General features: G+C 68.8%; 21 protein-coding genes. 8 read left to right on the top strand and 13 right to left on the bottom strand.

Features of this window, described 5'->3' with window-relative positions:
- Positions 1 to 80 precede the first annotated feature (80 nt).
- The gene (locus tag ACZ3I4_RS20245) at positions 81 to 1445 is read right to left on the bottom strand and encodes a polysaccharide biosynthesis protein (RefSeq protein WP_465383500.1); all 1365 of its coding nucleotides are present in this window, start codon (positions 1443 to 1445) and stop codon (positions 81 to 83) included.
- A 16-nt stretch (positions 1446 to 1461) separates the two neighbouring features.
- Entirely contained in the window at positions 1462 to 1626 is a 165-nt protein-coding gene (locus tag ACZ3I4_RS20240) for a hypothetical protein (RefSeq protein WP_465383499.1), read from the bottom strand.
- A 211-nt stretch (positions 1627 to 1837) separates the two neighbouring features.
- Here ACZ3I4_RS20240 and ACZ3I4_RS20235 point away from each other — a divergent pair, with 211 nt between their 5' ends.
- Entirely contained in the window at positions 1838 to 2935 is a 1098-nt protein-coding gene (locus ACZ3I4_RS20235; RefSeq protein WP_465383498.1) for a hypothetical protein, read from the top strand.
- A 190-nt stretch (positions 2936 to 3125) separates the two neighbouring features.
- On the opposite strand, the gene ACZ3I4_RS20230 is transcribed toward ACZ3I4_RS20235, so the two are convergent.
- From ACZ3I4_RS20230 to ACZ3I4_RS20220, 3 genes are all read right to left on the bottom strand, one after another.
- Positions 3126 to 3374: a hypothetical protein gene (locus ACZ3I4_RS20230; protein WP_465383497.1), complete on the bottom strand. Its 249-nt coding sequence runs from the start codon at positions 3372 to 3374 to the stop codon at positions 3126 to 3128.
- Between the two features lie 151 nt (positions 3375 to 3525).
- Complete coding sequence (locus ACZ3I4_RS20225; protein WP_465383496.1) at positions 3526 to 4404, bottom strand: helix-turn-helix domain-containing protein; 879 nt, start codon at positions 4402 to 4404, stop codon at positions 3526 to 3528.
- A 317-nt stretch (positions 4405 to 4721) separates the two neighbouring features.
- Positions 4722 to 6557, bottom strand: a complete 1836-nt coding sequence (locus ACZ3I4_RS20220) for a hybrid sensor histidine kinase/response regulator (protein WP_465383495.1) — start codon at positions 6555 to 6557, stop codon at positions 4722 to 4724.
- A 294-nt stretch (positions 6558 to 6851) separates the two neighbouring features.
- Here ACZ3I4_RS20220 and ACZ3I4_RS20215 point away from each other — a divergent pair, with 294 nt between their 5' ends.
- Positions 6852 to 8318 (top strand): diguanylate cyclase domain-containing protein, encoded by a 1467-nt coding sequence (locus ACZ3I4_RS20215; protein WP_465383494.1) that lies wholly within the window; start codon positions 6852 to 6854, stop codon positions 8316 to 8318.
- Between the two features lie 8 nt (positions 8319 to 8326).
- On the opposite strand, the gene ACZ3I4_RS20210 is transcribed toward ACZ3I4_RS20215, so the two are convergent.
- Genes ACZ3I4_RS20210 through ACZ3I4_RS20200 form a run of 3 tightly spaced genes read right to left on the bottom strand, consistent with a single transcriptional unit; the run spans position 8327 to position 12236 of the window.
- Positions 8327 to 9580 carry a cytochrome P450 gene (locus ACZ3I4_RS20210; protein ID WP_465383493.1) on the bottom strand — a complete coding sequence of 418 codons (1254 nt, stop codon included), beginning with the start codon at positions 9578 to 9580 and terminating at the stop codon, positions 8327 to 8329.
- Positions 9577 to 10926: a carotenoid oxygenase family protein gene (locus ACZ3I4_RS20205; RefSeq protein ID WP_465383492.1), complete on the bottom strand. Its 1350-nt coding sequence runs from the start codon at positions 10924 to 10926 to the stop codon at positions 9577 to 9579. Before ACZ3I4_RS20205 ends, ACZ3I4_RS20210 begins: the two co-directional genes overlap by 4 nt.
- A complete protein-coding gene (locus tag ACZ3I4_RS20200; RefSeq protein ID WP_465383491.1) occupies positions 10923 to 12236 on the bottom strand; it encodes a cytochrome P450 in 1314 nt (437 codons plus the stop codon). The genes ACZ3I4_RS20205 and ACZ3I4_RS20200 overlap by 4 nt, the downstream gene beginning before the upstream one ends.
- A gap of 225 nt (positions 12237 to 12461) precedes the next feature.
- Between ACZ3I4_RS20200 and ACZ3I4_RS20195 the strand changes: the two genes are divergently transcribed.
- Entirely contained in the window at positions 12462 to 13100 is a 639-nt protein-coding gene (locus ACZ3I4_RS20195; protein ID WP_465383490.1) for a DUF4232 domain-containing protein, read from the top strand.
- A 107-nt stretch (positions 13101 to 13207) separates the two neighbouring features.
- Here ACZ3I4_RS20195 and ACZ3I4_RS20190 read toward each other — a convergent pair whose 3' ends face one another.
- Positions 13208 to 13861 (bottom strand): DUF4360 domain-containing protein, encoded by a 654-nt coding sequence (locus ACZ3I4_RS20190; RefSeq protein WP_465383489.1) that lies wholly within the window; start codon positions 13859 to 13861, stop codon positions 13208 to 13210.
- Between the two features lie 429 nt (positions 13862 to 14290).
- On the opposite strand from ACZ3I4_RS20190, the gene ACZ3I4_RS20185 reads away from it, so the two are divergent.
- Positions 14291 to 14938 carry a DUF4360 domain-containing protein gene (locus ACZ3I4_RS20185; RefSeq protein WP_465383488.1) on the top strand — a complete coding sequence of 216 codons (648 nt, stop codon included), beginning with the start codon at positions 14291 to 14293 and terminating at the stop codon, positions 14936 to 14938.
- Between the two features lie 176 nt (positions 14939 to 15114).
- Here ACZ3I4_RS20185 and ACZ3I4_RS20180 read toward each other — a convergent pair whose 3' ends face one another.
- From ACZ3I4_RS20180 to ACZ3I4_RS20165, 4 genes are read right to left on the bottom strand one after another with little or no spacing between them, the layout of a single operon-like run.
- On the bottom strand, positions 15115 to 15864 hold the full coding sequence (locus ACZ3I4_RS20180) for an ATP-binding cassette domain-containing protein (RefSeq protein ID WP_465383487.1): 750 nt from the start codon (positions 15862 to 15864) through the stop codon (positions 15115 to 15117).
- Positions 15864 to 16898: an ABC transporter permease gene (locus ACZ3I4_RS20175; protein WP_465383486.1), complete on the bottom strand. Its 1035-nt coding sequence runs from the start codon at positions 16896 to 16898 to the stop codon at positions 15864 to 15866. The genes ACZ3I4_RS20180 and ACZ3I4_RS20175 overlap by 1 nt, the downstream gene beginning before the upstream one ends.
- Before the next feature lie 11 nt (positions 16899 to 16909).
- Positions 16910 to 18034: a substrate-binding domain-containing protein gene (locus ACZ3I4_RS20170; RefSeq protein ID WP_465383485.1), complete on the bottom strand. Its 1125-nt coding sequence runs from the start codon at positions 18032 to 18034 to the stop codon at positions 16910 to 16912.
- A 20-nt stretch (positions 18035 to 18054) separates the two neighbouring features.
- Positions 18055 to 19176 (bottom strand): aldose epimerase family protein, encoded by a 1122-nt coding sequence (locus tag ACZ3I4_RS20165; protein WP_465383809.1) that lies wholly within the window; start codon positions 19174 to 19176, stop codon positions 18055 to 18057.
- Between the two features lie 750 nt (positions 19177 to 19926).
- Here ACZ3I4_RS20165 and ACZ3I4_RS20160 point away from each other — a divergent pair.
- The 4 genes from ACZ3I4_RS20160 to ACZ3I4_RS20145 all read left to right on the top strand — a co-directional run bounded on the left by ACZ3I4_RS20160 (position 19927) and on the right by ACZ3I4_RS20145 (position 24220).
- Positions 19927 to 20973, top strand: coding sequence for a LacI family DNA-binding transcriptional regulator (locus tag ACZ3I4_RS20160; RefSeq protein ID WP_465383484.1), 1047 nt, complete (start codon positions 19927 to 19929; stop codon positions 20971 to 20973).
- Between the two features lie 143 nt (positions 20974 to 21116).
- Positions 21117 to 22349 carry a sugar ABC transporter substrate-binding protein gene (locus ACZ3I4_RS20155; RefSeq protein WP_465383483.1) on the top strand — a complete coding sequence of 411 codons (1233 nt, stop codon included), beginning with the start codon at positions 21117 to 21119 and terminating at the stop codon, positions 22347 to 22349.
- Positions 22342 to 23370, top strand: a complete 1029-nt coding sequence (locus tag ACZ3I4_RS20150; RefSeq protein ID WP_465383482.1) for a carbohydrate ABC transporter permease — start codon at positions 22342 to 22344, stop codon at positions 23368 to 23370. Before ACZ3I4_RS20155 ends, ACZ3I4_RS20150 begins: the two co-directional genes overlap by 8 nt.
- Before the next feature lie 7 nt (positions 23371 to 23377).
- Positions 23378 to 24220, top strand: a complete 843-nt coding sequence (locus ACZ3I4_RS20145) for a carbohydrate ABC transporter permease (RefSeq protein ID WP_465383481.1) — start codon at positions 23378 to 23380, stop codon at positions 24218 to 24220.
- Positions 24221 to 24238 lie beyond the last annotated feature (18 nt).

The raw sequence follows: 24238 nt of genomic DNA, 5'->3' as shown, positions 1-24238 counted from the left end.
GCCCAGGCGCCCAGGATGATTAGGTAGACGCGCGGTGATTTGGACACAGGGGTACCTCTCGGATGCAGGGGAGGTGACGCTCAGGCGGCCGTCGGGGCCGCGAGCGCACGGGCCCGGTCGTGCTGAGCCAGCGCCGTACGGAACGCGTCGTCGATGAGGCGATGGTCGACCGGCATCGACGGCCGATGCGGTTCGGTGACGCGGGTGATGCGCCGCAGGGTCGCGGGCGCCGCCGCGCCGGCCGCGGCGGTCAGGGCCAGGGCGCACAGCCGCCGGTGTATGCGGCGCGCGGCGGCATCGTCGCCGGTCCGGCACGCGTCGTCGAGGTCGGCCAGCCCGTCCGCCGGCCAGTCCGCCGCCACCGGGGACATCGGCACCACGTCGGCCTCCGGACACGGCGAGGGCCGGGCGTACGGCGCCTCGAGCGCGTTGATCAGCGGGCTGATGCCGCCGGCGTAGCGGGGATCGAAGAGCCCGGGATAGGCGGCGCAGTCGTAGCCGGGTTCCGGGCCGGTGATGTACAGCGGCACGACGGTGTGCCGGGCCGCCATGACGCCGAGGGCCAGGTCGAGCAGGCTCACCGGCCAGCCCAGGTCGCGGATCGTGTACATGCGGTACACGTCGTCCGCCGGCGCGGTCAGCGCGGTGAGCAGCAGTTGCGCCGACTCCCGCGCGGACTGGACGTAGAACATCGTGTCGGTGGCGTGCAGCCGCACCACGTCGCCCCGCTCGCACCAGGATCGCAGCCGCCGCGCGATGATCGAGTTGTCCACCACGTGGGTGAAGCGGACGCCCGAGCACGCCGTCGTGCCGCGGGCCGCAGCCCGGGCCACCAGCCCCTCCCCCAGCCGTTTGGAGCCGGCGTAGACGTCCGGCGTGTACGGCCGCATCGCTTTGCCGGTGGACGCGTAGACGAGCCGCCGCACCCCGGCCCGCTCGGCCTCGGCCAGCACAGTGCGGGTGCCGATCAGGTTGGTGGCCAGCGCGTCCGCCGGTTGCGCCTCGGCCCGCCCGGGGTCGCGCTGGGCGGCAAGGTGAAACACGACGGACGGACGGTGGTGGGCGAGCACGCGGCGGACGAGTGCGTCGTCGCGGACGTCGCCGAGCTCGTACCTCACGCCCGGCACCGGCCGGCCCGGGGCCAGGTGGGCGAGGCTCACCAGCCGGGCCGGGCCCAGCGCGGCGAGCTGGTGCAGCAGTTCCCGGCCGACGCAGCCGGTGCCGCCGGTGACCAGCACGACGCGCCCGGCGACGGCCCGGGCCACCGCCCCCGGCGGGCTGATCGAGCGGTGCCGGACCGCGGCGAATCGGCGGTGCTCGGCCGGCGCCTCCGGCCGCGCCGCGAGCAGCTCGGCGGTGAGCCCGCGCAGCGCTGCGACCGTCGCGGCCGGCAGCGTCGCCTGCCCCGGCGGCGCGACCCGCCTCATCTGGTGCAACGGATCCATCGGTCGGCCCTCCGGGTCACGCTGCGGGATCGCGCCGGGAGCGCCGCTCGGCGAACGCGAGCCCGCAGGCGACTACCAGGAACAGCACGCCGGCCATGGTCAGCACCAGCAAACCGGCGCTCTGACCGAGAACGGTGACTCCGGTGCCGGCCAGCGAAAGCGATGACGAGTTGTCGTACATGATCCTGCCTCCTACGCTCGTGAATGTGTTCCGATGTGGGTCGGTGGCACCGGCACAGCGTAGGAGCTACGCATATTACATTGGCGTAAAACGATGACGTACGATTCGTTTCCGACCCTTCCGACCTGGCCTTGTTTCGGTCAAATAAAATGCGGGACAATGAAATGACGAGTGACCCGCCCCACAACCGCGAAGGTATTCGTCCACGGTGATGAAAAACGTCGAACATTCCGGTGAACGCGCCCGGTTCGCGGGGGCGTCGCGGGCGCTGCTGGCGGCCGGCGCCGTGACGCTCGCGCTCGCCGGCTCGCTGTGGGCCCTGCGCCCGTCCGGCCCGGAACGCTGCCCGCCGTCCGGCAGCGGCCCGCCCGGCGCCCTCACGCCCTACCCCGTCCCCGCGCCGCCGGAGCGCTTCCTCCAAGGCGCGACGCTGGACGCGGCCGGGCTGGACGGCTCCGAGCTGGTCGCCACGCTGCGACGGATGCGCGACGAATACCACGTCAACACCGTGAACGTGTACGGCCTGGAGCGCTGGGACGCCTCCGGCGGGCGCCTGGACCGGCTGTTCACCGCCGTGCGCGACCTGGACCTGCGCATCGCCCTGCGGGTCGAGGCGTACGACCCGGCCACGTTCGCCTTTCGCCCGGAGGACGTGGCCGCGGTCGTCGCGGCGCACCGCACCCTGCTGGCCCACGCGGCGGCGCCGGGCCACCGGGGCCGGGTGACGCACATCATGCTCAACATGCCGGTCGACGACCCGGCGGTGCAGCAGCGCCTCGGCGGCGTGAATTCCGCCACCTCCCGGGCGCGGCAGGCCGCCTACGCGGCCGGCCTGGTCGCCGCGGTGCGGGCGGCGACCGGCCTGCCCGTCTATCTGGGGCTGTTCTTCGGCTGGGACGGCTCCTATGACATACCGTCCTATTCCGCGGCCGGCGCCGACGGATATGTGCTGACCAATTACAGCTATCCCGACCCGCCGGACCGGCTGCGGGCCGCCGGTGACGACCCGTCGGCCTCAATCAACGAACCCAGGCTGCGGACCGTCGCGGACCGGGCCGTCCGGATGTCCGGCGACAAACCGATCGTGGTCGAGTACGGATTTCACACCTTGACGTATCAGCACGGAAACATGCCGGATCAGGTCGCCGGACTGGTGGCCGATCGAAACGCGAAGGAAAAGGCGTTGCGCGCCACCACCGATCTCTATTGCGGCCGTTACCCGACCGTCATCGGCACGATCTATTTCGGCTACAACACCTTGACGACGGAGGGCACCCCGCCGCGCCGGCTGGACTTCGCCCTGCTCTGAGCCGACGGCTCCTAAGGCGTGTTCATAACTGGGGTAGGCCTGCGGCGAGGTCCAGATTTCGTCTGCGTGTGGCCCGCGGAAGGCAGGCTACCGGTGTTGTAACCGGCCTTTCGCGGGACGCGCGCAGGCGGAATCTGGGCCCCGGCGCAGGCCTACCCCAGTTATGAACACGCCTTAAGCAGCCTTGCCGTCACAGGCGGCGGTTGGTGGGCAGCGACGTCAAGCGCTGAGCCCGTACGAGAACCTGGCGACGGGCGACGTCCCGGCCGGTCGAGCTGACTTCGACACCGTCCACCTCGTACCAGAGGTCGCCGTTGTACTCCACGGGGCTGTCCCAGTGAACACGGTCGACCCGTAGTCCTAGAGATCCGCTGCCGAACAGGTAGTCCTCCTGCGCGAATTCACTCACCGGCCGCTCGGGACCGCGGTTCTTGTCCATGCCCCTGTCCCATCGCGCCGCCGATTCTGGTGTAAACCAAGGATGTGCGCCTGCACTCGCGTAATCAAGTGCGTGTGCACGTGCATATGCACACCGGGCGGGAAATGGAAGATCGGAGTCCGGCGGTAGCCGATCAACCGAGTGGATCCGGCTAAGCGGCGGAAGCGTACGGGCTGAGGAAGCGGCGGATGACCGCCTCGGCGCCGCTGGGTGGCACGGCCGCGGCGCACGCGCGCTCCATGGCCAGGGCGTACTGCTCGATGTCGAGCGGCCGGTCCAGGTAGACGGCGCCGGTCGGCTGCTCGGCGTAGACCATGTCCGGCAGTTCGGGCTCGGCGAAGCGCAGGATGGCGAACGGCAGCCCCGCGGTGGCCAGGGCGTCGGCCTGGAAGGGGGCGATGTGCAACCGGATGTTGGGAGATCGGCTGGCCTCGGCGAGTGCCTCCAACTGGCCGCGCATGACGTCCGGGCCGCCAAGCTGGCGGCGTAGCGCCGCCTCGTCCATGGCCACCCACAGCACCGGCGGGTTCTTGCCGCGCAACACGCGCTGGCGGCCCTGGCACAACGCGACCCGCCTGCTCAACTGCGCCGGGGACGACCCGTGGGAAAGCTCCAGCAGCGCCCGGGTGTAGTCGGGTGTCTGCAGCAGGGACGGGACGAAGTGCAGGTCGTACGTGCGGATCATCGTGGCGGCCTGCTCGAGCCCGAGGTACGACAGGGACCACGGCGGGACGACGTCGGACAACGGCTGCCACCACGCGGGCGCATTCGCCTGCCGCACCAGGTCCAGCAGGGCGTCGCGCTCGTCACCCTGCACGCCGTACAGAGTGAGCAGATCGGCGACGTCGCGCTCCTTGAACGGGACGCGGCCCAGCTCCATCCGGCTGATCTTCGATTCGGACGCCCTGATGTGCCAGCCGGCGTCTTCGCGGGACACCTGCCGGGCCAGGCGGTGCCGGCGCAGCTGCACGCCCACCCGCATGCGAATGGCCGTCGGGGCGCCTCGGTCGTCCACGAAAGCCGCCGTCATGAGCCCTCCTCACGCCATGGCATCGACTCCCCATGGCCGTACCCGCATGCACGTGCATCCAATCGTGCATCCTCACGCCACGTCATCCGACCCACCCGACCGAGGGAACCCCCGCCCGCATCCGGCCGGTGACGTCCACAACCTTGCTGATCCTGGATGGCAGCACGGTGATCGCCTGGCCGCCGCCCAGCCGCTGGCGGGCAGTCGCCGACCTAATCCGTGTGGCGACCCGCCTCTGACCCGTTCACCGGCTGAAGACGTCTTCCGTCCCTGCTCCTGCTCGCCGCCCCGGCAGGCCTCAACAGCCTTTCGCCGCGTCAGCGGTCCAGGGCGCGCGGCCTCGCCGTAGCCAGTTTGTGCAGCAGGTCGCCGGCGGCAAAGGGTTTTTCGATGAAGGTGATGTCGTCGTCGAGGACGTGGGTTTCACCGAGGAGGCCGTTGCTGTAGCCGGACATGTACACCACAGGCAGACCCGGATCGAGTTCATGGAGGAGTTCAGCGAGCCGGGGCCCGGACATTCCCGGCATGATGACATCAGTGAGTAATATGTCGCATCCGTGCTCGGTGTAAATCTGCAGTGCTTCCGTACCGTTCGCCGCGGCGAGGACGCGATATCCGCCGTTGACGACGATGCGGGTTATCACCCGGGCCAGTGCGAATTCGTCTTCCACGACGAGGACGGTGCCGCCGGCGCCCGGCAGCGGCATTTGCGGAGCGATCACGGTCTCGGCGCCGGCCGGTGCTGTCACCAGCGGCAGGTAGATCCGGAAGGTGGTGCCGATGTCCAGCTCGGAGTACACGTTGATGCCGCCGCCGGCTTCAGTGACGATGCCGTACACGGTGGCCAGGCCGAGTCCGGTGCCCTTGCCGCACGGCTTGGTGGTGAAGAACGGCTCGAAGATCCGCGCGACGGTCTCGGCCGACATGCCCTGCCCGGTGTCGCTGACCAGCAGCCGGGCGTAGACGCCGGCGGGCAGGACGGGCTGCATGCTGATCTCGTCGCCGTCGAGCGTGGTGACGTTGGCCTCCAGCACGAGAGTGCCGCCGTCGGGCATCGCGTCGCGGGCATTGATGGCCAGGTTGAGCAGCACCTGCTGTATCTGGCCAGGATCGGCGTGCACGACCAGCGGCTGCGCGGGGGGCCGCGCGATCAGGTTGATGTGCTCACCGATGGTGCGCTGCAGCATGGCGTGCACCTCGGCGATCGAGGCGTTCAGGTCGATGTCGTGGGGCTGGATGGCGTCGCCGCGTGTGAAGGTCAGCAACTGACGGGTCAGGTTGCCGGCCCGATCCACCGCGGTCCGCGCCTGCTTCAGGTCGGCCTGGACCTGCGGCTTGTCCCGGGTGTCCTCGATCGCGAAGTCGGTGTAGTTACCGATGATGGCCAGGATGTTGTTGAAGTCGTGGGCAACGCCACCGGCGAGCTTGCCCAGGCTTTCCATCCGCTGCGCCTGGTGGGTGCGGTCCTCCACGGCGCGTTGCCGCTCAGCGGCCTCCTTGGCCGCGGTGATGTCCCGCGCGATCACCGAGATCCCGATCACCGTGCCGGCCTGATCAGCGATCGGGGTGACGGTCAACGCAAGATCGACGGCCGTACCGTTCTTTCGCAGCCGCCGGGCTTCGTACGACCGGCCACCGCCCCCGTTGCGGATGCCGGCCAGCACATCTTCCTGATGCTCGGCACCCTGCAGGTCGGCCAGCATGGTGGCGGGCCGGCCGAGCATCTCTCCCGCGGTGTAACCGAACAGCTTCTCGGCGCCGTGGTTCCAGGCGGTGATCAGCCCGTCCGGGGTGAGCCCGATGATCGCGTCATCGCTGTGCTCGACCACCGTGGCCAGCGTCGCCCGTTGCGCTTCGGCGACATCGCGGGCGGCACGTTCCCGGGCGGTCGCCTCGTCCAGCCGGCGCTGCCCCCACGGGTCGACGTAGATCGCTCCCTGGCCCAACAGGACGCCGTAGCCGCGGCGCAGACTCCAGTAATACACACCAATGGCCGCCGTGCCGACGTCCCACAGCGCCGACGTCCAGGACCACCCAGGCGTCTCACTGGCCCGGTGATGCACCGCCGGGTTCTGGATAATCGTCTCGTATGCCATGACCGCGTGCAGGGCATGCCCCACCGCGCAGCTGAAGAAGATCATCGACGTGGCCACGGCCAGCTTGTTCGTACGCAGTTGTCCAGCTCGAGCCACCGGCACCACGATCGCCACCGTGATCGACGCGTAGGCGACCGTGATGACCACATTCGCCAGCAAGAACATCTGATCCGGCATAGTCCACACTTCGGCCGCGAACCACGGCCACTGAGTATGGGACACCGGGGACGATGCGAACTCCGGACACCCGGCGCACGGAGGCAGCTAACGCCGTGGTGAGCTCCGCGCAAGCCGAACACCACGCTCCCCCGCTCAAGTTTCCCCGGCCGCGGCCGATGAGGCTCACGGCGCATGTCCGAGCAAGCCGAGGGGGCGATGGACTTGTCAGCACCTTCGCAGCTGCCCTTCGGCGGCGCACGGTGGGCTCTGGGACGGGTTCCCTTTGTCCCGGGCATGATCGTGTATGCCGCGGTTATGTACTTCATGATGGATTTTTTGTCCCGGCTGGGCGTTTTGCTAGCCCCTCCGGCCGTCATGACGGCGCTGCTTGCGCTCTTCCTGGCCGGTAGCCACGAACGTTGGCAGCGCCTGCTCGGCGGTGGCCACATGCACAATCGCGTCATCCTGCGGCTGTCGGTCGCCACGTTCGGGGCCGCCGTCCTGAACGCCTACGCCGGCTGGAGCTTCATGATTCCGGGCTGGGCGGTTCTCATCGCTTCCGTGCACATCGGGTGGTCCGGGGCGAGGAGCCGGTTCTCGGCCGGCGTGATCACCGTGGTGGTCACGGTCGCGGCGCAGGCCGCCGTCCATGCCGGGCTGGCCCCAACGATCATCCCCCTCAAGTTTTCCGACGGTGCCGCTTTGTGGGGGCTTCTGATGGCGGTGGCCGCGCTGAACAACATCGGGGTGTCAGCCGCCCGCGGCGAGGACGCCGCCAAGCGGCTGCACCAAGCCGAGGCTCGCTTCCGGGCGCTCGTGGAAAAGTCCTCGGATGTGGTCGCGGTGCTCGATACCGATGCCACCATCACGCTGATAAGCCCGGCGATCCGGCATGTCGCCGGCTGGGAACCCGGCGAAGTGCTGGGGCTCGACCGGATGGTGTTCGTGCACCCCGACGACGAGCCGGCCGCCCGGGCCGCCTTTCACCAGGTGGTCGCGGGCGGCGACGGGGCCGAGGTCCGCTTCGAGAGCCGGTCGCGGCGCAGCGACGGGGCATGGCGATGGTACGAGACCACGATGCGCAACCTGCTGGCCGATCCCGCCGTCGGTGGCATCGTCTGCAACGAACGTGACGTCACGGATCGGCGGCAGCAACAGGACCAGCTCGCCTACGCCGCCACCCACGACAGCCTGACCGGTCTGCCGAACCGTGCCGAGATGAGCCGGCTTCTCATGGCCGAGCTACCGGACGCACGGCCGGGACACCTGGTGGCCCTGCTCTACGTGGACCTCGACGGCTTCAAGGGCGTGAACGACACGTACGGGCACTCCGTCGGCGACGCCTTGCTGATAGCGGCGGCCGAGCGGCTCCGCAACGGGTTACGGCCGCAAGACCGCTTGTACCGGCTCGGCGGGGACGAGTTTGCGGCCGTCCTGACCGGCATGCCCGGTGCGACGGCCGTCGATGACCTGGTTGCCGGACTGGTCGAGGCCGTACGCCGCCCGTTCGTCTTGTCCGGGCAGCCGGTGCGGGTGGGCGCGAGCATCGGGTCGGCGATTGCCGACGCCGCCGACGTCGACGCGAGCGCGCTCCTCGAACGCGCGGACTTGGCGATGTATGCGGTCAAGCACGGTAAGGCGGTCTCCAGCCCTCGGTAGCCTCGATATCACTGGCGCCGGATCCAAAGTTCGCGTGGGCCGCGGACCATCCCGGAGGTGCGGCGGCGTACCGGGCGGTCGAGATGCATGCCGGGCAGTCGCTCGGCCAGCCTGCGCAGCACGGTGGTGGCTTCCAGCCGGGCCAGTGGCTGTCCGACGCAGTAGTGGATGCCGCTGGCGAACGCGAGATGGGCTGTGGTGCGTGGCCGGCCGGGGTCGAAGCGGGCGGCATCCGGGAAGGCCACCGGGTCGCGGTTCGCGCCGCCCAGGAGCAGGAAGATGTACTGGCCGGCGCGGACGTGACGGCCGGCCACCTCGACGTCCTCCAGCGCGAGCCGTCCGGCCCGCTGGACCGGCGGGTCATAGCGCAGGGTCTCATCGATGACGGCGTCCACCTCGCCCCGGGGGTCGGCGCACAGGGCCTCCCAGCAGCCGGGGTGCATCATCAGGGCGAGGACCGCGTTGCCGATCAGATTGACTGTGGTTTCGAACCCCGCCACCAGAAGCAGGTTGACCAGTGGCAGCAACTCGGCCGGTTCGATGCGGTCCCGCGGCTGGACGACGAGGTGGCTGATCAGATCGTCGGCGGGTTCCCGCGAGCGCAGGGCGAACAGGTCGGTGAACAGTCGCTCCAATTCGAGGGAGGCATCACGCAACCGGGCCGCGTGGGTGAGGGAATGTATGCCGTCGATCGCGCTGCCGACAACGGCGGCGCTGCGGCTGAACGCGTCGCGGCGGTCGGCCGGAACGCCGAACATCTCCATCATCACGACCATCGGCAACGGAGCGGCGACGGCGGCCATCAGGTCGATCGCGTCGCCCGGACCGGCCTCATCGAGCAGCCGGTCGGTGGCGCGTTCGATCAGTGGCGCGTAGCCGGCCACTCGAGCAGGCCCCAGGAACGGCTGGACGAGGCGGCGTAGCCGCGTGTGGTCGGGTGGGTCCATCCCGAGGAACGACACCTCGAACTGGCCGGCGAGGGCGTCGTCCACGGTGAGTCTGCTCGGTCGCACGCCGAACGCGCGATGCCTGAGCACGGTGTCACAGACCTGATGGCCGGCAGTGACCCAATCGCCGGATCGCGTACGCACGAGGGGTCCGGCGGCCCGGACGCGGTCATAGAGGGCGTACGGGTCCTCGCGGCCGGCCGCCAGGTGCAGGCGCGCGTTGAGGTCACCCCGCAGGTACCCGTCGCGGGCGAACGTCAGTTTGCGCCGCTGGATACCCGCGACGAAGGTCAGGAAGGTGCGGAACTCGCTCATGGGTTCTCCGGCCCGGGCAGCTCGCCGGCGGTGATCCAGTTGCTGTGCGCCCCGACCGGCACGCGGACCGGCAGGTGGACGACGGCGACCGGTGAGCCTGCGATGTCACGGGCGTCGAGGACGACCAGGTCGCTGGCGTCACGTTCGGCGTCGTACCGGAAGAGCAGCAGCCATCCGTGGTCCTCGGCCACCGAGCTTGCCGACGGCACGAACACCGTCTCGCCCGGCACGTGGTCACTTTCCAGGCGTCGGTGCTCCGCGGCGCCGCGATGGAAGTCGTACTTGAGCAGTCCGTGCTTGTCGTTGCCGGGCTCATTGGTGACCGCGTAGTAGTAGCGACTCGCCAGCCCCTGCCGGCGCGGGTCGCTGCGCGGCAGTTCCTGCGGCTGGTCGTCGATCTCCTGGCCCGGGGCGAAGTCGCGGCCGGGCTCGATCCGCCACTCCCACAACGTCGCCGGGCCCGCCAGCGGGTCGCTGTTCCGCCGGTCGAACAGCCGCTCGTACCGGATGCCGCGCACGACCAGACCGCCGTCCGGCGTCTCCTCGGCGCCGACCAGGTGGTAGAGAAAGCACTGGTCGACGGCAACCCAGCGCACGGGACCCCCGCCGCGCGGCAGGACGCCGATGCGGGCCTGGTGGGAATCGCGCCAGCGATACGGGAAGCCACCCGCCAGCCCGGTACTCACATGGAAGCGTACGGGCGTGTCGAAGAAGACGACGTGTCCGGGCGTAAGAGCGATGTCGTGCACCAGCGGCCGCCCGCCCATGTCCACCCGATCCATCTTGGACACGCGGCCCGACGCCGTGATGACGATGTGCTCGGCCCAGGTCCGCACCGGCGAGTACGCCAGCAGGTGCATGTCACCGGTGGACACGTCGATCTTCGGGTGCGCCGCGAAGCCTCGCGGGAGCTGCCCGCCGAGATCGGTGTACCGCACCGTGTCGAGGGTCGCGCTGAGCTCGACCGGCAGGCAGCCGGACTCGACCAGGGCCAGGAGCAGACCGTGATGGGCGACGAGGTTGGTGTTCACCGAGTCGTGCGGGAAGTGCCGCGGACCCTCGGCCGGGCTCACCCCGAGTGACCGGGCCGCCCGGCGTGACCGGATCCAGCGGTTGCGGAACCACCTCGCCTGCCCGCCCTGCAAGCGAACCCCGCACACCAGCCCGTCCTGCATGAACCACGGATAGTGGCCGCCCCAGGCACGCCGCGGAGAACCGGCCGGCGCGGGACCGATCTGGGTGAACAGACCGTCCAGTTCCACGGGCAGGTGCCCGACGACCTTGAGCCGGGTCTCGGTGTGCTCGCCGGACAGCGGACGGAACTCACCGGCCAGAAACCGGCTCATCGGCGCTGCAGCCGAGCCTCGAACCCGCCCGCGGCATGCAACGTGAGGGAGGGATCCGGCCGTGGGAGCCCGCCGCCGACGGGTTCCAGGTGGTATGCCTGGACCAGGGTGGCCAGGATCAGGCAGGCCTGCATCACCGCTGCGCCCGAGCCCAGACAGGCCCGCGGACCGAGACCGAACGGCGCCACCGAGTGCCGGGCCCAGTCCGGTCCGCGGTCACCGGCAGACTGCCAGCGTTCCGGCCGGAACTCAGTGGGCCGGCGCCACACCTGCGGGTGGCGGTTGCCGACGTACGGGCTCCAGGCGATCAGGTCTCCGGCGCGCACCTCATGGCCGCCGATCTCGTCGGGCCCGAGGGCCCGGCGCATCATGATCCAGACTACCGGGTAGAGCCGCATCGCCTCGTCCACGACCGCCCTCGTCCAGGTCAGCTCGGGCAGGTCGTCCGCTGAGGCCGGGCGCCCGCTCAGCACCCGCGTCACCTCCTCATGCAGCCGTTCCTCCGCCTCCGGATGCGTCACGAGCAACGACCAGCACCAGGTCAGCGTGTGCGCGAGCGTCTCGTGTCCAGCGAAGAACAGGCCGAGCAACTCGTCGCCGACCTGCTCCGGCGTGGAACCGCCGTCCCGCGCCTCGGCGTCGAGCGCCGCGACCAGGTCGGTCGCCGGATGCGCGACCAGTTCCCCGATGAAGGCCCGGATGCGTCCCATCGCGGCCTTGAACTCGCGGTTGCGGCGCGTCGGCACACCCGGCGGCGGGAACGGCCGGGCCAGAAAGCCCACCACGAAGTCGCACACCATCCGCAGATCGGCCGCGACCTCGGAGGCGCCGCCGGTCAGGTCCATCCCGAAGAGGTGGCGACAGGAGATCCGCATCGTCAGATCGGTCATCGCCGGCGCCACGTCCACGATCTCGTTGCGGCGGGCCGGCTCGGACCACGCCGTCACCAGGTCGCCGACACAGTCCGCGGTGATGGCGGCGGCAGCGCCGAGGGTGTCGCGGTGAAACGCCGGCTGCACAAGGCGGCGCCGTCGCATCCAGTCGTCCCCGCCGGCGGCGACGGTGAGCCCGTCACCGAGGAACGGCCGGGCAGCCCGATAGACCGGCGCATCCTTGCTGTACTGACGGTGGTTGTCGCGCAGCACCCGAGCCACGTGGTCGGGATGGGTGATGAACAGCAGGCGCCGCCCGGCCACCGAACTCAGGGCGACACCGTCGGGCCGGTCGGCGATCTGCGCGAACAGCTCGAGCGGATCACGCCGGAACTGCCCGAAAGCCCGTACGGCCGGGATCCGCGTGGTGGCTTTCAACAAATCCTCCATCGAACGGCGAGACGTTGATCGGAACGTCGGCGCCGAATGTGCCACAAAGGATCAACCATGAGGATTCAGACCGGGGATCGCTACGGGGCGGGCCTGACACCGGTTTCACAACGTCATTGATTCGTGCCAGGCCGTCCGCGGGTGGCCCTGGGGCGGGTCCGACGGCAGCAGAGTCGGCAACACCTGATCCGCTCCGCCGACAAAGGACTCCGCATGCGTCGCCTGATTCTGACCGTTTGTGCGATCGGCACTGCCCTGCTGGCCGGGGCATGCAGCGTCCCGTCCGCGGTGCCTTCGCCGGCCTCCACCACACCCTCAGCGGAGGCGCCGGCTCCGGAATCTCCGACGTCTCGAGCGACGGCGAAAGGCGGCGGCGTGGCCGGCGGCAGTGGCGGGAGGAGCGCCGCCGCTTGCCGGACCGGTGGCATGAGCGCGGTTGTCACCTGGCAGCCCGATCGGGACAGCGGCCGGACCCACATGGGGCTGGTCACGCTGACCAACAGATCGAAGACCACTTGTACGGTCGACGGCTGGGTCGCCGTCTCGCTGGTCAACGCGGCCGATGAGGTCGTGCCGGTGAAGACGGGCCGGGTCGATCAGCCCGGTAAGCCGGTGAGCGCTGCCCTTGAACCGGGCGCTTCAGCCTGGGCGGGCATCAAGTGGACCGCCTGCGACAAGGACGACTCGGCGTGCGGCGTCGGCAACACGCTCCGCTTCAACCTGGAGGCCTCGACCGACGGCGATGTGGCAACGCTGGAGGGCTTCCCCAACCCGGCCGCCAGCGCCATCGCGATGAAGAGCCTGATGATCGGCTCGTTGCAGCCGAGTCGCCAGGGCGTAGTCGCCTGGTGATCGCCGGGCAGAGCCGGCCGAACCTCGACCGCCGGTTGCCATGATGCTTGCTGCTGCTCGACGCCCGCGACCGCAGGTCGCGGGCGTCAACGCGATCGGCCGACTCGTCAGCACCTTGCCCAGCTGATGTTGAACAGCGTGTCGACGTCGCCCTCGCTGGAGGTCATCGACAGGCTGCTGCGGGCGCTCGAGGTGCCCTCGTCGACGCGCAATTCGGTGTTGATGTTGAGGATGCGCTGCTCGTCGCAGGGGGCGTACACCAGGGCGGGCGCCACGTCACCGGTGGCCCAGAAGCCGTTCAGCGGGCCGGTGAAGGTTTCCTCTGTGCGGTGGTTGGCGGACGAGCCCTGCCAGTAGTAGTTCGTACGCTGTAGTCCCGTCGCGCCGGCCTGGAGGCGCGCCCGTCCGCGGTAGTCGGCCTCGGCGATCGCGAAGGTCCACCCGGCGGGGAACGACATGAGGACGCCGAGCTGGCAGTTCTTGCGCCGGTCGGTGGGGTCGGCGTCGCCGCCCGCGGTGGCGACGAAGTCGCGGTATCGCACCCGGAAACCGGACCGGTCGCCGTACGGGACCACGGTGGCCGTGCCGGGAGGGCAGCCCGAGCCGTTGGCCGCCACGACCACGGCGGTGATGTTGCCGTCCGGGACGGCCGACGCCGAACCCGCGTCGGTGGCGTACGCCGCGGTCGGCAGGGACAGCGCGACGACCGTGCCGATCGCGGCGAGGATTGCCGGTGTCCGGCTGCTCGTGTTCTGGGTCATGTGCATTCCCCTCGGATGGTCCGGCCGAAAAACGACCGGAAAATAGCGCGAATGGGCGGTTTATCAACCCGGGCATCGGTGCCTCGAGGGTGCTCCGCAATTGTTGGCGAAATCGCCGTCCGTGTCCGGAGGAATGCTAGCCACACGACTCGCGTGAGCACAAGCATTGACGTACGTCGATCTATAACTGATCTTCGCGGGAGAACGTTGTGGCTGGCCAGCGCGCTGCGCTGCCGAATAAATCGGACCTTTATGTTGATCGAGCGCCCAATATGCGGTCGGAACAGCCCGCCCGAGACGTTGTTGCCGGCGCGGAAATAGGGAGCCAAGTTCCATATTGCGGCGCTTGTGAAAACCATTGACGTACGTCGATGCCTGACTTAACAATTGGCTCGCGCGCGCACCGTCGTCAAAACACGAAGGAGTCTCATGCTTAAATTGCTTGTGCGTGGAGGTGCCGTTCTCGCGTTGCTCGCCTCTTCGCTCATGGTGAGCTCACCCGCCACCGCCGGGAACATCCTCGACGACCCGCCGGCCGACCACATCGTCATCGACCTGGTCGCCATGGCCGGCTCCGGCTGCCCACCCGGCTCGGCGGCCGTCGCGGTGTCGCCGGACAACACCGCCTTCACCACCATCTACAGCGAGTACCTGGCCGAGGCCGGCCCGGGGATCCCCACCACCCAGGGCCGCAAGAACTGCCAGCTCAACGTGCTCGTGCACGTACCGCAGGGCTTCACGTTCGCGATCGCCAAGGTCGACTACCGGGGATACGGGCTGCTCCAGAGAGGAGCCGTCGCCTCGCAGCGGGCCAACTACTACTTCCAGGGCATGACCCAGAGCACGTACGTCAACCACCCGATCACCGCACCGCTGGACGACAACTGGATGATCAGCGACGACGTCCCGATCGCCGCCATGGTGTGGCACCCCTGCGGGGAACGGCGCAACCTCAACATCAACACTGAGCTGCGGGTCGCCAAGGGGACCTCGACGGTCGCCAGCTTCCTGACGATGGACTCCACCGACGGCAGCATCGAGACGACGTACCACTTCGCGTGGAGGACGTGCTCGTAACGCTTCGGCAGGTGCGGGGCGGGGGAAACCGGCGCGGCCGGCAACCCTCGCCCCTGCGGAAGACGCGCCGCTCTTGCTACTGCTTGCGGGCTGTCATCGCAGGACCGCGGCGAAGCCTGCCGTGACGGTCTCCCCCACCCGCATCGCCTTCCTCCAGCGCCCCGGACCGGGCCGGGTCAGCGGCGGTTTCGACGCTCACGATATTCGGCGACCACGAGCTCGGTCAGTTCTTCGAGGGACACTTCTGCGGTGGGCTTGTCAAAGGTGATCGTGCCGTGCTGGAGCAGGTTGACCCGGTCGCAGACGTCGAGGACCTGGGCGTAGTTGTGGGCGATGATGATCACCGAGATGTCACCGCGGGCCTTGAGGTCGCGGATCAGGTCGAGGATCAGGGTGCCTTCCTTGGCGCCCATCGCCGCCAGTGGCTCGTCCAGCAAAAGGATTTTGGCGTCCGAGTAGACGGCGCGGGCCACCGCCACCGCCTGCCGCTGGCCGCCGGAGAGCTTGGCGACCTCGGCGGTGACCCGGGGGATGTTCACCCCCATGTCCTCGAGGTGAGCGCGGGCCAGCCGCCGCATGGCCCGGTTGTTGAGCAGTGGCCCGATCCGCAGTTCCCGGTTGAGGAACATGTTGTGGTAGACGGACAGTTCGTTGATCAGGGCGAGGCCCTGGTAGACGGTGTCGATGCCGAGCGACCGGGCGTGGTCGACGCTACGCAGCACCACCTCCTGGCCGTTCACCACAAGGCGTCCCGAGTCGGGCCGGTGGAATCCGCACATGATTTTGATGAGGGTCGACTTGCCGGCGCCGTTGTCGCCGATCAGCCCGAGCACCTCGCCCCGGTCCAGGCGCAGCGAGACGTCGCGCAGGGCGGTCAGCGCGCCGAAGCGCTTGGCGACGTGGTCCACCTCGAGTACGCGCGCCATCACGACCCTCCCGTCCGCCGCAACCGCGACAGGTACTGGTTGACGATCATCGACAGCAGGATCGCGGCGCCGAGGATGATGTTGAACGGGTTGGCGCTGATCCCGATCAGGTTGAAGCCGTTCTGCAGTTCGGCCAGGATGAGCGCGCCCAGCAGCGCGCCGATCACCGTGCCCGAGCCACCCGCCAGTGCGGTGCCGCCGATGACGGCCGCGGAGATCGCGGTGAAGGTCAGCGCGGTGCCGCCACCGATGTTCGGGTCGATGCTGTTGATCCGGAAGGCCTCCAGGAGCCCGGCGAGCGCGCCGAGCATGGACGCCATCATGAAGTTGCCGATCTTGATGCGGTTGACCCGGATACCGGCCTCGGTGGCGCCGATCAGGTTGCCGCCCACCGAGATCGTGTGCAGTCCCCACCGGGTACGCGTGAGCACCACGTGATAGACCGCGACCACGCCGAGGCACCACAACAGCGACGACCAGTCGGCCGCTCCGAAGATCTGCTGTATCCGGCCCTGCGCCGCCTCGGGGATCTGCGCGGGATAGGCGTGCGAGGTGGTGAGCAACAACCCCAGCAGCAGATAGTACGAGCCGAGCGTGGCCACCAGGGACGGCACCTTGAGCTTGGTGACGATGAACCCGTTGGCGAACCCGATGAGCGCCGAGATCGCGAACGCCAGCAGGAACGCCGGGATGACCGGCATCGCGTACAGGTCGACCGCGTAGTGCACGAGGAACGGCGCGAACGCCGCGACCACCCCGACCGACAGGTCGATCTCGCCGGAGACCAGCAGCATCACGATGCCCACCGCGACGATGGCGGCCGGCGCCGTGGCCTGCGCGATGTTGCGCAGGTTGTCGTGGGTGAGGAAGGCGTCGTCGGACGCCCGGAAGTAGATCGCCATGGCGATCGCGACAATCAGAACGCTGGCCTCGCGCCAGCGCACCAGCACCGTGCCGCTGCGGCGCAGCATCGGCCGGAAGCGCCGGCCGCGCGGGGCGGCCGGCACCTCCGATTCGGGAACCGTCTCCTGCATCGACTGCTCCGTCACTGGTGGGCAATCGGGCCGCTGCGCTCGACGAGTTTCACGGCGGTGGCCGAGCCCTCGTAGCGGGTCTGGCTGTTCTGGTACGCCTCGACGTTGTCCTTCGTGACGAACAGCAGCCCGGTGTTGGTCTGCGGCGGCGAGATCAGGCCTCCAGAGATCTTGAACAGGTACAGATAGAGCACCGGCAGGAAGCCTTGAAGGTAGGGCTGCTGATCGATGGTGTAGTCGAGGTCGCCGGCCTTGATCGAGGCAAGCGTCTCGGGGATCAGGTCGAAGCCGCCGGCCACTTTCAGGCCTTTGCCGCGCAGGTTGTACTTCTTCACCGTCTGGCCGACGGCCTGCGTCGAACCCGCGTCCACGGCCAGCATCCCGGCCAGGCCGGGGTGCCCCTGCACGTACGCGTCGACGATGGACAGGCCCTTGGTGATGTCGGCGTTCGTCGCCACCGCGGTGAACCGCACGGCGCCGCCGGCATCCTTGAACGCCTGCTCCGCGCCGTCGATCCGGGGCTGGATGTTGAGCTGCCCCGGCGTGGCGATGAAGCACACCACCTCACCGGACTGCACCTGGGTCAGCGCCCGCTGCCCGAGCGCGTATCCGGACTCGTACAGACCCTGCCCGACGTACGCGATCCGATTGGTTCCCGGGTCGTCGCGGGCGCCGTCGGCGTTGTACGACACCACCGGGATGCCGGCGCTCAACGCCTGGTCGGCCGGCGCCTTGAACGCCGCCTTGTCGACCACGGCGATCGCCAGGCCGTCGGCCTTTCCGCTGATCGCCGTGTTCGTGGCGTTGACCATCTCGGCCACCACCGAGTTCTGCGAACCGGTCCACTGGTAGGAGCAGCCCAGCAACTTGCACGCGTCCTCGGCGCCGTACTGGGTGGGCGTGAAGAACGGGTTGGTGGTGACGTGGTTGACGAAGACGAACTTCCAGTTCGGCGTCTCCGGGAAGTTCCCGATCGCATCCGCCGCGGCCTTGTCGTCGCCACAGGCGGAGAGCAACGCCGTCGCGGCCAGCGACGCGCCGGCCAAGCCCGTGCCGGCCAGCAGCCGGCGGCGGGTCGCCCCGCGCGAATCGAGTTTGCCGGCCGCCCGATCGACGACCACGGGTGTCTTCGGCATGTCAGCCTCCGGCCGCGGCGTCACCGGGCCACGCCCAACTCGTAGACGGTCGTGGACCGGTAGGTCTGGCCGGGCCGCAGGACCGTCGACGGGAAGTTCGCGTGGTTGGGTGAGTCCGGGAAGTGCTGCGTCTCGAGGGCGAATCCGTCGCCCTGCCGGTACATCCGGCCGCTCGTGCCGACCAGCGTGCCGTCCAGGAAGTTGCCGCCGTAGAACTGGATGCCGGGCTCGGTGGTCCACACGGTGAGCCGGCGACCGCTCGCCGGGTCGGTCGCCCGGGCCGCCAGCTCGAGCCGCCGATACGAGTCGTCGCGCCGGTCGAGCACCCAGTTGTGGTCGTAGCCCCGGCCGATCACCAGTTGCGGGAAACCGGCCCGGTTACGGGCGCCGATCGGCGTGGGCCGGCGGAAGTCCATCGGGGTGCCGGCGACCGGGTCGATCGCGCCGGTCGGGATCAGCGTCGGATCGACCGGGGTGTAGCGGCTCGCCTTCAGCTGCAGCTCCGTGGTGTCGATCGTGCCGGCCCCCTCGCCGGCCAGGTTCCAGTAGTTGTGGTTGGTGAGGTTGACGACCGTCGCCTTGCTGGTGGTGGCCAGGTAGTCCATCCGGATGCCGTGATCCCGGGTGAGCGTGTACGTCACGGTGACGGTCAGCTCGCCGGGATAGCCCTGATCCCCGTCGGCGCTGATGAGCTGGAGCCGCAGCGCCACGGCGTTCCCGGTCCGCAGCGGCGTGGCCGTCCAGACCCGCTTGTCGAAACCGGTGGTGCCGCCGTGCAGGCTGTTCGGATCGTTGTTGATCGGCAGGTGGTAGGTGACGCCGTCCAGGGGGAACGTGCCCTTGGCGATCCGGTTGCCGTACCGGCCGATGAGCGCGCCGAAGTACGGGCTGCTCGTCTCGTAGCCGGCCAGGTTGTCGAAGCCGAGTGCCACATTCGTGGTCCGGCCGCGCCGATCCGGCATCTCGATCGACTGGAGGATGCCGCCGTACGTAAGGATCTTGATCCGGATCCCGTCGTTCGTGAGGGTGTACCGATCGACGGCGACACCGCCGGCCGTGGTGCCCCAGCCTTCCTTGGTGATGGTCGCGGACCCGCCGGCGTACGAGGTGGACGCGGAGACCACGCCAACCCCACCGGCCATCAGCAGAACCGCTCCGCACCGGACCACGGTCCGGGCGAATGGAATCTTGTGCATCGTGTCTCGCCTCTCTCAATGGCGCCACGCGACACGTGGCGAAGCGAAGAGAAATGAATGTCCGGATGCGCCATGACGTTTTCCATGGCGGAAATGATCAGCCGAGCGATCCGACGTTCTCCCCGGCCCCACCGATCCGGACACCAGGGCGCCGGCCACGGCGGACAGCGCCGATGTGGAGCCGGCGGACAGGTCGAAGCCCCGGGTCACGCTGCGCGAACCGGAGGCCACACCTCGGTAGGCCTCGTGCTTGCTTGTATCGGATGCCATCAGTACCTCCACCGGGGCCGGACGCGGCTGGTGAGTAGGTGGCTGCGATGAGTAGTCGGAAATGTAGTCCCGGATTCATCTGATGTCTATAGAGGACTTCCGACCGATGCCACAGACCGGATCGCCCCGATCAGGGGCTTATCCCAGCATTAGTGCGGGACCACCTTGACGATCACCCGGTAGCTTCGAATCAATACATAAGATCAATTCATCGCGCGTGACATGTCGGCACCGCGACGAGGCCTACCGGGTGGTTGCCCTTGCCGGCGGCCGCGCACCCTGTGTCGACGGCTCCGTCGGTCGGCAGGGTTACGAAAGTGTTGCGTGGCGACGCCTTGCGCTCGGTGTGACGCCCGTCATAATCTGGCGGCATCTATTTGTTGAAGCGGTTCGACGATACGCATCGACTACTCCTGGGATTTGCCCATGGCTGCGTTCACGAGCAAGGATGTCGCCCGGCTCGCGGGTGTCTCGCAGAGCACGGTGTCGTACGTGATGACCGGCAAACGTCAGATCTCCGAGCCCACCCGGCGGCGTGTGCTGGCCGCCATGGAGCAGCTGACCTACGAACCCCATGCCGGTGCGCGAGCGCTGGCCGGACGGCGTACGCAAGTGGTCGGTCTGGTCGTGCCGTTCGACTCGATGTCGGAGATGACCGGGCTGTTGCCGTTCATCGAGACCATCGCCAGTTCCGCGCGGGCCAACGACTACGAGGTTCTGCTGGTCACCGCGGATGAGGGCTCGGCGGGGCTACGACGGCTCGCCGGGCGGGCGCTGTGCGACGCGATCATCATGATGGACATCCAGGAGCAGGACGAGCGGGTCCAGGTGGCCGCCGCCTTACCCATTCCGGTCGTGCTCGTCGGCATGCCCGACGACCCGGCCGGCCTCTACTGTGTGGATCTCGACTTCGAGGCGGCCGCCCGGATCGCCGTCGACGAGCTCGTGGACAGCGGGCATGACGAGGCGTTCGTCATCGGCTATCCGGCGGCGGTGACGGACCGCCGGCTCAACTTCGCCGGCCGGTTCCTGCGATCGGTGCGCCGCCACGCAGAGTCGCGTGGCCTCCCGCTCACCGTGCTCGAGCCGGTCGAGCTGGGCCGGGCGGGGGCCGCGGCGGCGGTCGAACACGTTCTGGCGCACCGGCGCCCGGGCCGGACGGGCGTCGTGGCGCCGTACAACGCGAGCATCGGACCGTTGCTGCACGCGTTGCGGGCCCGTGCGGTGGTGCCCGGGCACGACCTGTCCCTCATCGGCATCAGTACCGACCATCAAGCGGACGAATCGGAGCCGCCGTACACCAACGTTTCCGAGGAGCCGCGAGACGTCTCGCGGCGCGCGATGAAGACCCTGTTCTGGTTGCTCGATCCCGGTCCCGGGGTGGGCCATCCGCCGGTGGACCTGGTCGCACCGCGCCTGACCCGCCGGGGCACCGTGATGCCCGCGCCCGCCTCCGCGGCGCGCTCGAGTTAGAGCCAGATCCGAAGACGCCACATCGGTCCGCCGCATCCGTAATCGATACGTATCGACGGGCGATCACCGCACGACGGTGTCGATACGTATCGACAACGGCTCACGTTTTCCTACGGTGCGCTTCGATCGAAAGGACGCCCGACATGTTCCGGCCCACTCGTTCACGCAAAGCCCCGGCCGCACTCGCCTCGATACTCGCCCTCCCGCTGGCGCTCACCGCCTGCGGTGGCTCGGACAACGGGCCGGACAGCGGCGGCACCACGACCCTGCGCGTACTCGACTACTACAACAACGAACCGGGCAAGACGGTCTGGCAGAAAGCCCTCGAGGCGTGCGCCTCGCAGGCCGGCGCCACCATCTCCCGCGAGGCGGTGCCGGGCGCGACGCTCATCCAGAAGGTTCTGCAGCAGGCCTCGTCCAAGACCCTGCCGGATCTGCTCATGCTCGACAATCCCGACCTGCAGCAGATCGCCCAGACCGGGGCGCTGGTGCCGCTGGACACCTTCGGCCTCAACGCCGACGGCTTCGCCCAAGGCGTTGTCGACGCTTCGACCTATCAGGGCAAGCTCTATGGTCTGCAACCCGTCACCAACACCATCGGGCTGTTCTACAACAAGGACATCCTGGCCAAGGCGGGCGTCACCCCGCCGGCGACCTGGGAGGAACTGAAGACGGCGGCCAAGAAGCTGACCTCCGGCAGCCAGTACGGACTGGCCTTCTCGGCGCCGGCCAACTATGAGGGCACCTGGCAGTTCCTGCCGTTCATGTGGTCGAACGGCGGCGACGAGAAGAACATCGCCACCCCGCAGACCGCGCAGGCGCTGCAACTGTGGGTGGACCTGATGACGGCCGGCTCGGTCTCGAAGTCGGCGCTGAACTGGACCCAGGCGGACGTCAACGACCAGTTCCGGGCCGGCAAGGCCGCGATGATGGTGAACGGGCCGTGGCAGTTCCCCGTGCTGGACGCGGACAAGGCTCTGCACTATGCGGTGGTGCAGATACCGGCCCCGGCCGCCGGTCGGCCGATCGTCGCTCCCCTCGGCGGCGAGACGTGGACCGTCCCCCAGACCGGCAACAAGGACAAGCAGGAAAAGGCGGCCAAGGTCGTCGCTTGCCTCAACTCCGACGAGAGCCAGGTCAACCTGGCCAAGCAGAACCAGACCATCCCCACCAAGACCGCCCTGCTGGCCGGCTTCAGCTCGTCGAACCCGAACGTGAAGGGCTTCGCCGACCAGATCCCGACAGCACGGTCGCGTACCGGTGAACTCGGTGCGGACTGGCCGAAGGCCGCCACGAAGATCTACACGGCGTTCCAGTCCGCGTTGACCGGGCAAGCTGATCCGGCCAAGGCCCTGGAACAGGCCCAGAATGGCTGAGTACGAGTCCCCGGCCGGCTCACTGCCCCCGGGATCCGAGTCCGGATCCCGGGGCACCACCACCGCGCACCGCCCGGCGGATCCGCCGCCCCCGCCCGATCCGGCGCCCCCGGACCGGGTCCGTCGCTGGCAGTCGCGGCGCGGGCAGGACCGGCTCGCACAAGTGCTTTTCCTGGCCCCGGCCCTGATCTACATGGTGGCGTTCTTCGGCTATCCCGTGGTCAAGAACTTCCTGATGGCCTTCCAGAAGTACTCCACGAGCACCTTCTACACCGGCGAAGCACCGTGGGCCGGGCTCGACAACTACCGCGCCGTGATCGCCTCGTCGGTGTTCAGCAAGGCGCTGCTCAACACCGTGCTGTTCACCGCCGGTTCGATTCTCGGGCAGTTTCTCATCGGGCTGGGGCTGGCGGTCTTCTTCCGGCGCCGCTTCCCGCTCGGCGGGGTGCTCCGCTCCCTGTTGCTGATCCCGTGGCTGATCCCGCTGATCGTCTCCGGCGCGGTCTGGCGCTGGATCCTCGACAAAGACAACGGCGCCCTGAACCGGTTCCTGGCCGCCATCCACCTGGCGCCCGGCCACCCGGGCTGGTTGACCAGCACCTCGCTTGCCCTGATCGCGGTGATCATGGTGAACATCTGGATCGGCATCCCCTTCAACCTGACCATCCTGTACGGCGGCCTGCAGGACATCCCGGAGGAGCTGTACGAGGCGGCCATGCTCGACGGGGCCTCGGGGTGGCAACGGTTCCGCTACGTGACATGGCCCCTGCTGCGCCCGGTCGTGAGCGTGGTGCTCGTGCTCGGGGTGGTCTACACGATCAAGGTGCTCGATGTCATCCTGGGCCTGACCAACGGCGGGCCGGCCAACGCCAGCCAGACCATCGCCACCCAGTCGTACCACTTGTCCTTCGTGCAGTTCGACTTCGGGCAGGGCGCCGCCCTGGGCAACATCCTGATCGCCATCTCCCTGCTGTTCGCCGTCATCTACCTGCGCGCGAACCGGCGTGCCGTGGACGAGTGAGGTCGTCATGTCCGTCACCGTGCCCCCGAGCCGGCACCCCAAGCAGGCCTGGCCACGCTGGGCCAGCACCGTGATCGGGATCGGAATCCTGGCGGTTCTGCTGTTTCCGATCTACTGGATGATCAACGTGTCGCTCCAGCCCGGCGGGTCCGCGGTCAGTACGCCGTGGCTGCCGGCGCACCTCAGCCTCCACGGCTACTCCACCGCGCTGAGTCAACAGGGCCGCAACCTGCTGACCAGCCTGATCGTGGCGCTCGGTTCAGTGGTCTTCTGCCTGGTGATCGCGACCCCGGCGGCGTACGTGCTGGCGCAGTTCCGGCCACGCTTCGCCGGCGCGATCCTGTTCGGCGTCCTGATCTCCCAGATGATCCCCGGCATCGTGATCGCCAACGCCCTCTACACCGCGTACAACGACGTCGGCCTGCTCAACTCGATCCCCGGACTCGTCCTCGCCGACTCGACCGCGGGTATCCCTTTCGCGATTCTCATCGTGCGGGCGTTCATGACCAACATCCCGCAGTCGGTCATCGAGGCCGGCCGGGTCGACGGCGCCGGGCACCTGCGGACGTTCGTCTCGATCGTGCTGCCGATGAGCCGCAACGCGCTGATCACCGCGGCACTGTTCAGCTTCCTGTTCGCGTGGGCGGACTTTCTGTTCGCACTCACGCTCACCACCACGGCAGACGTCCGGCCGGTGACGCTCGGCCTCTACACCTACATCGGAACGTACGTCAGCGACTGGAGCTCGGTCATGGCGACGGCAGTACTCGCCTCCCTCCCGGCGATGGTGCTGCTCGTCGTGGCTCAGCGCTACGTTGCGGCGGGAACCACCACCGGCGCCGTCAAATAAGCGACATCAGAAGGAGCC

The sequence above is a fragment of the Actinoplanes sp. NPDC021490 genome, from assembly GCF_055562135.1.
Note: the sequence above shows the minus strand (reverse complement) of the source record. Positions and strands in the feature narration are given on the sequence as shown.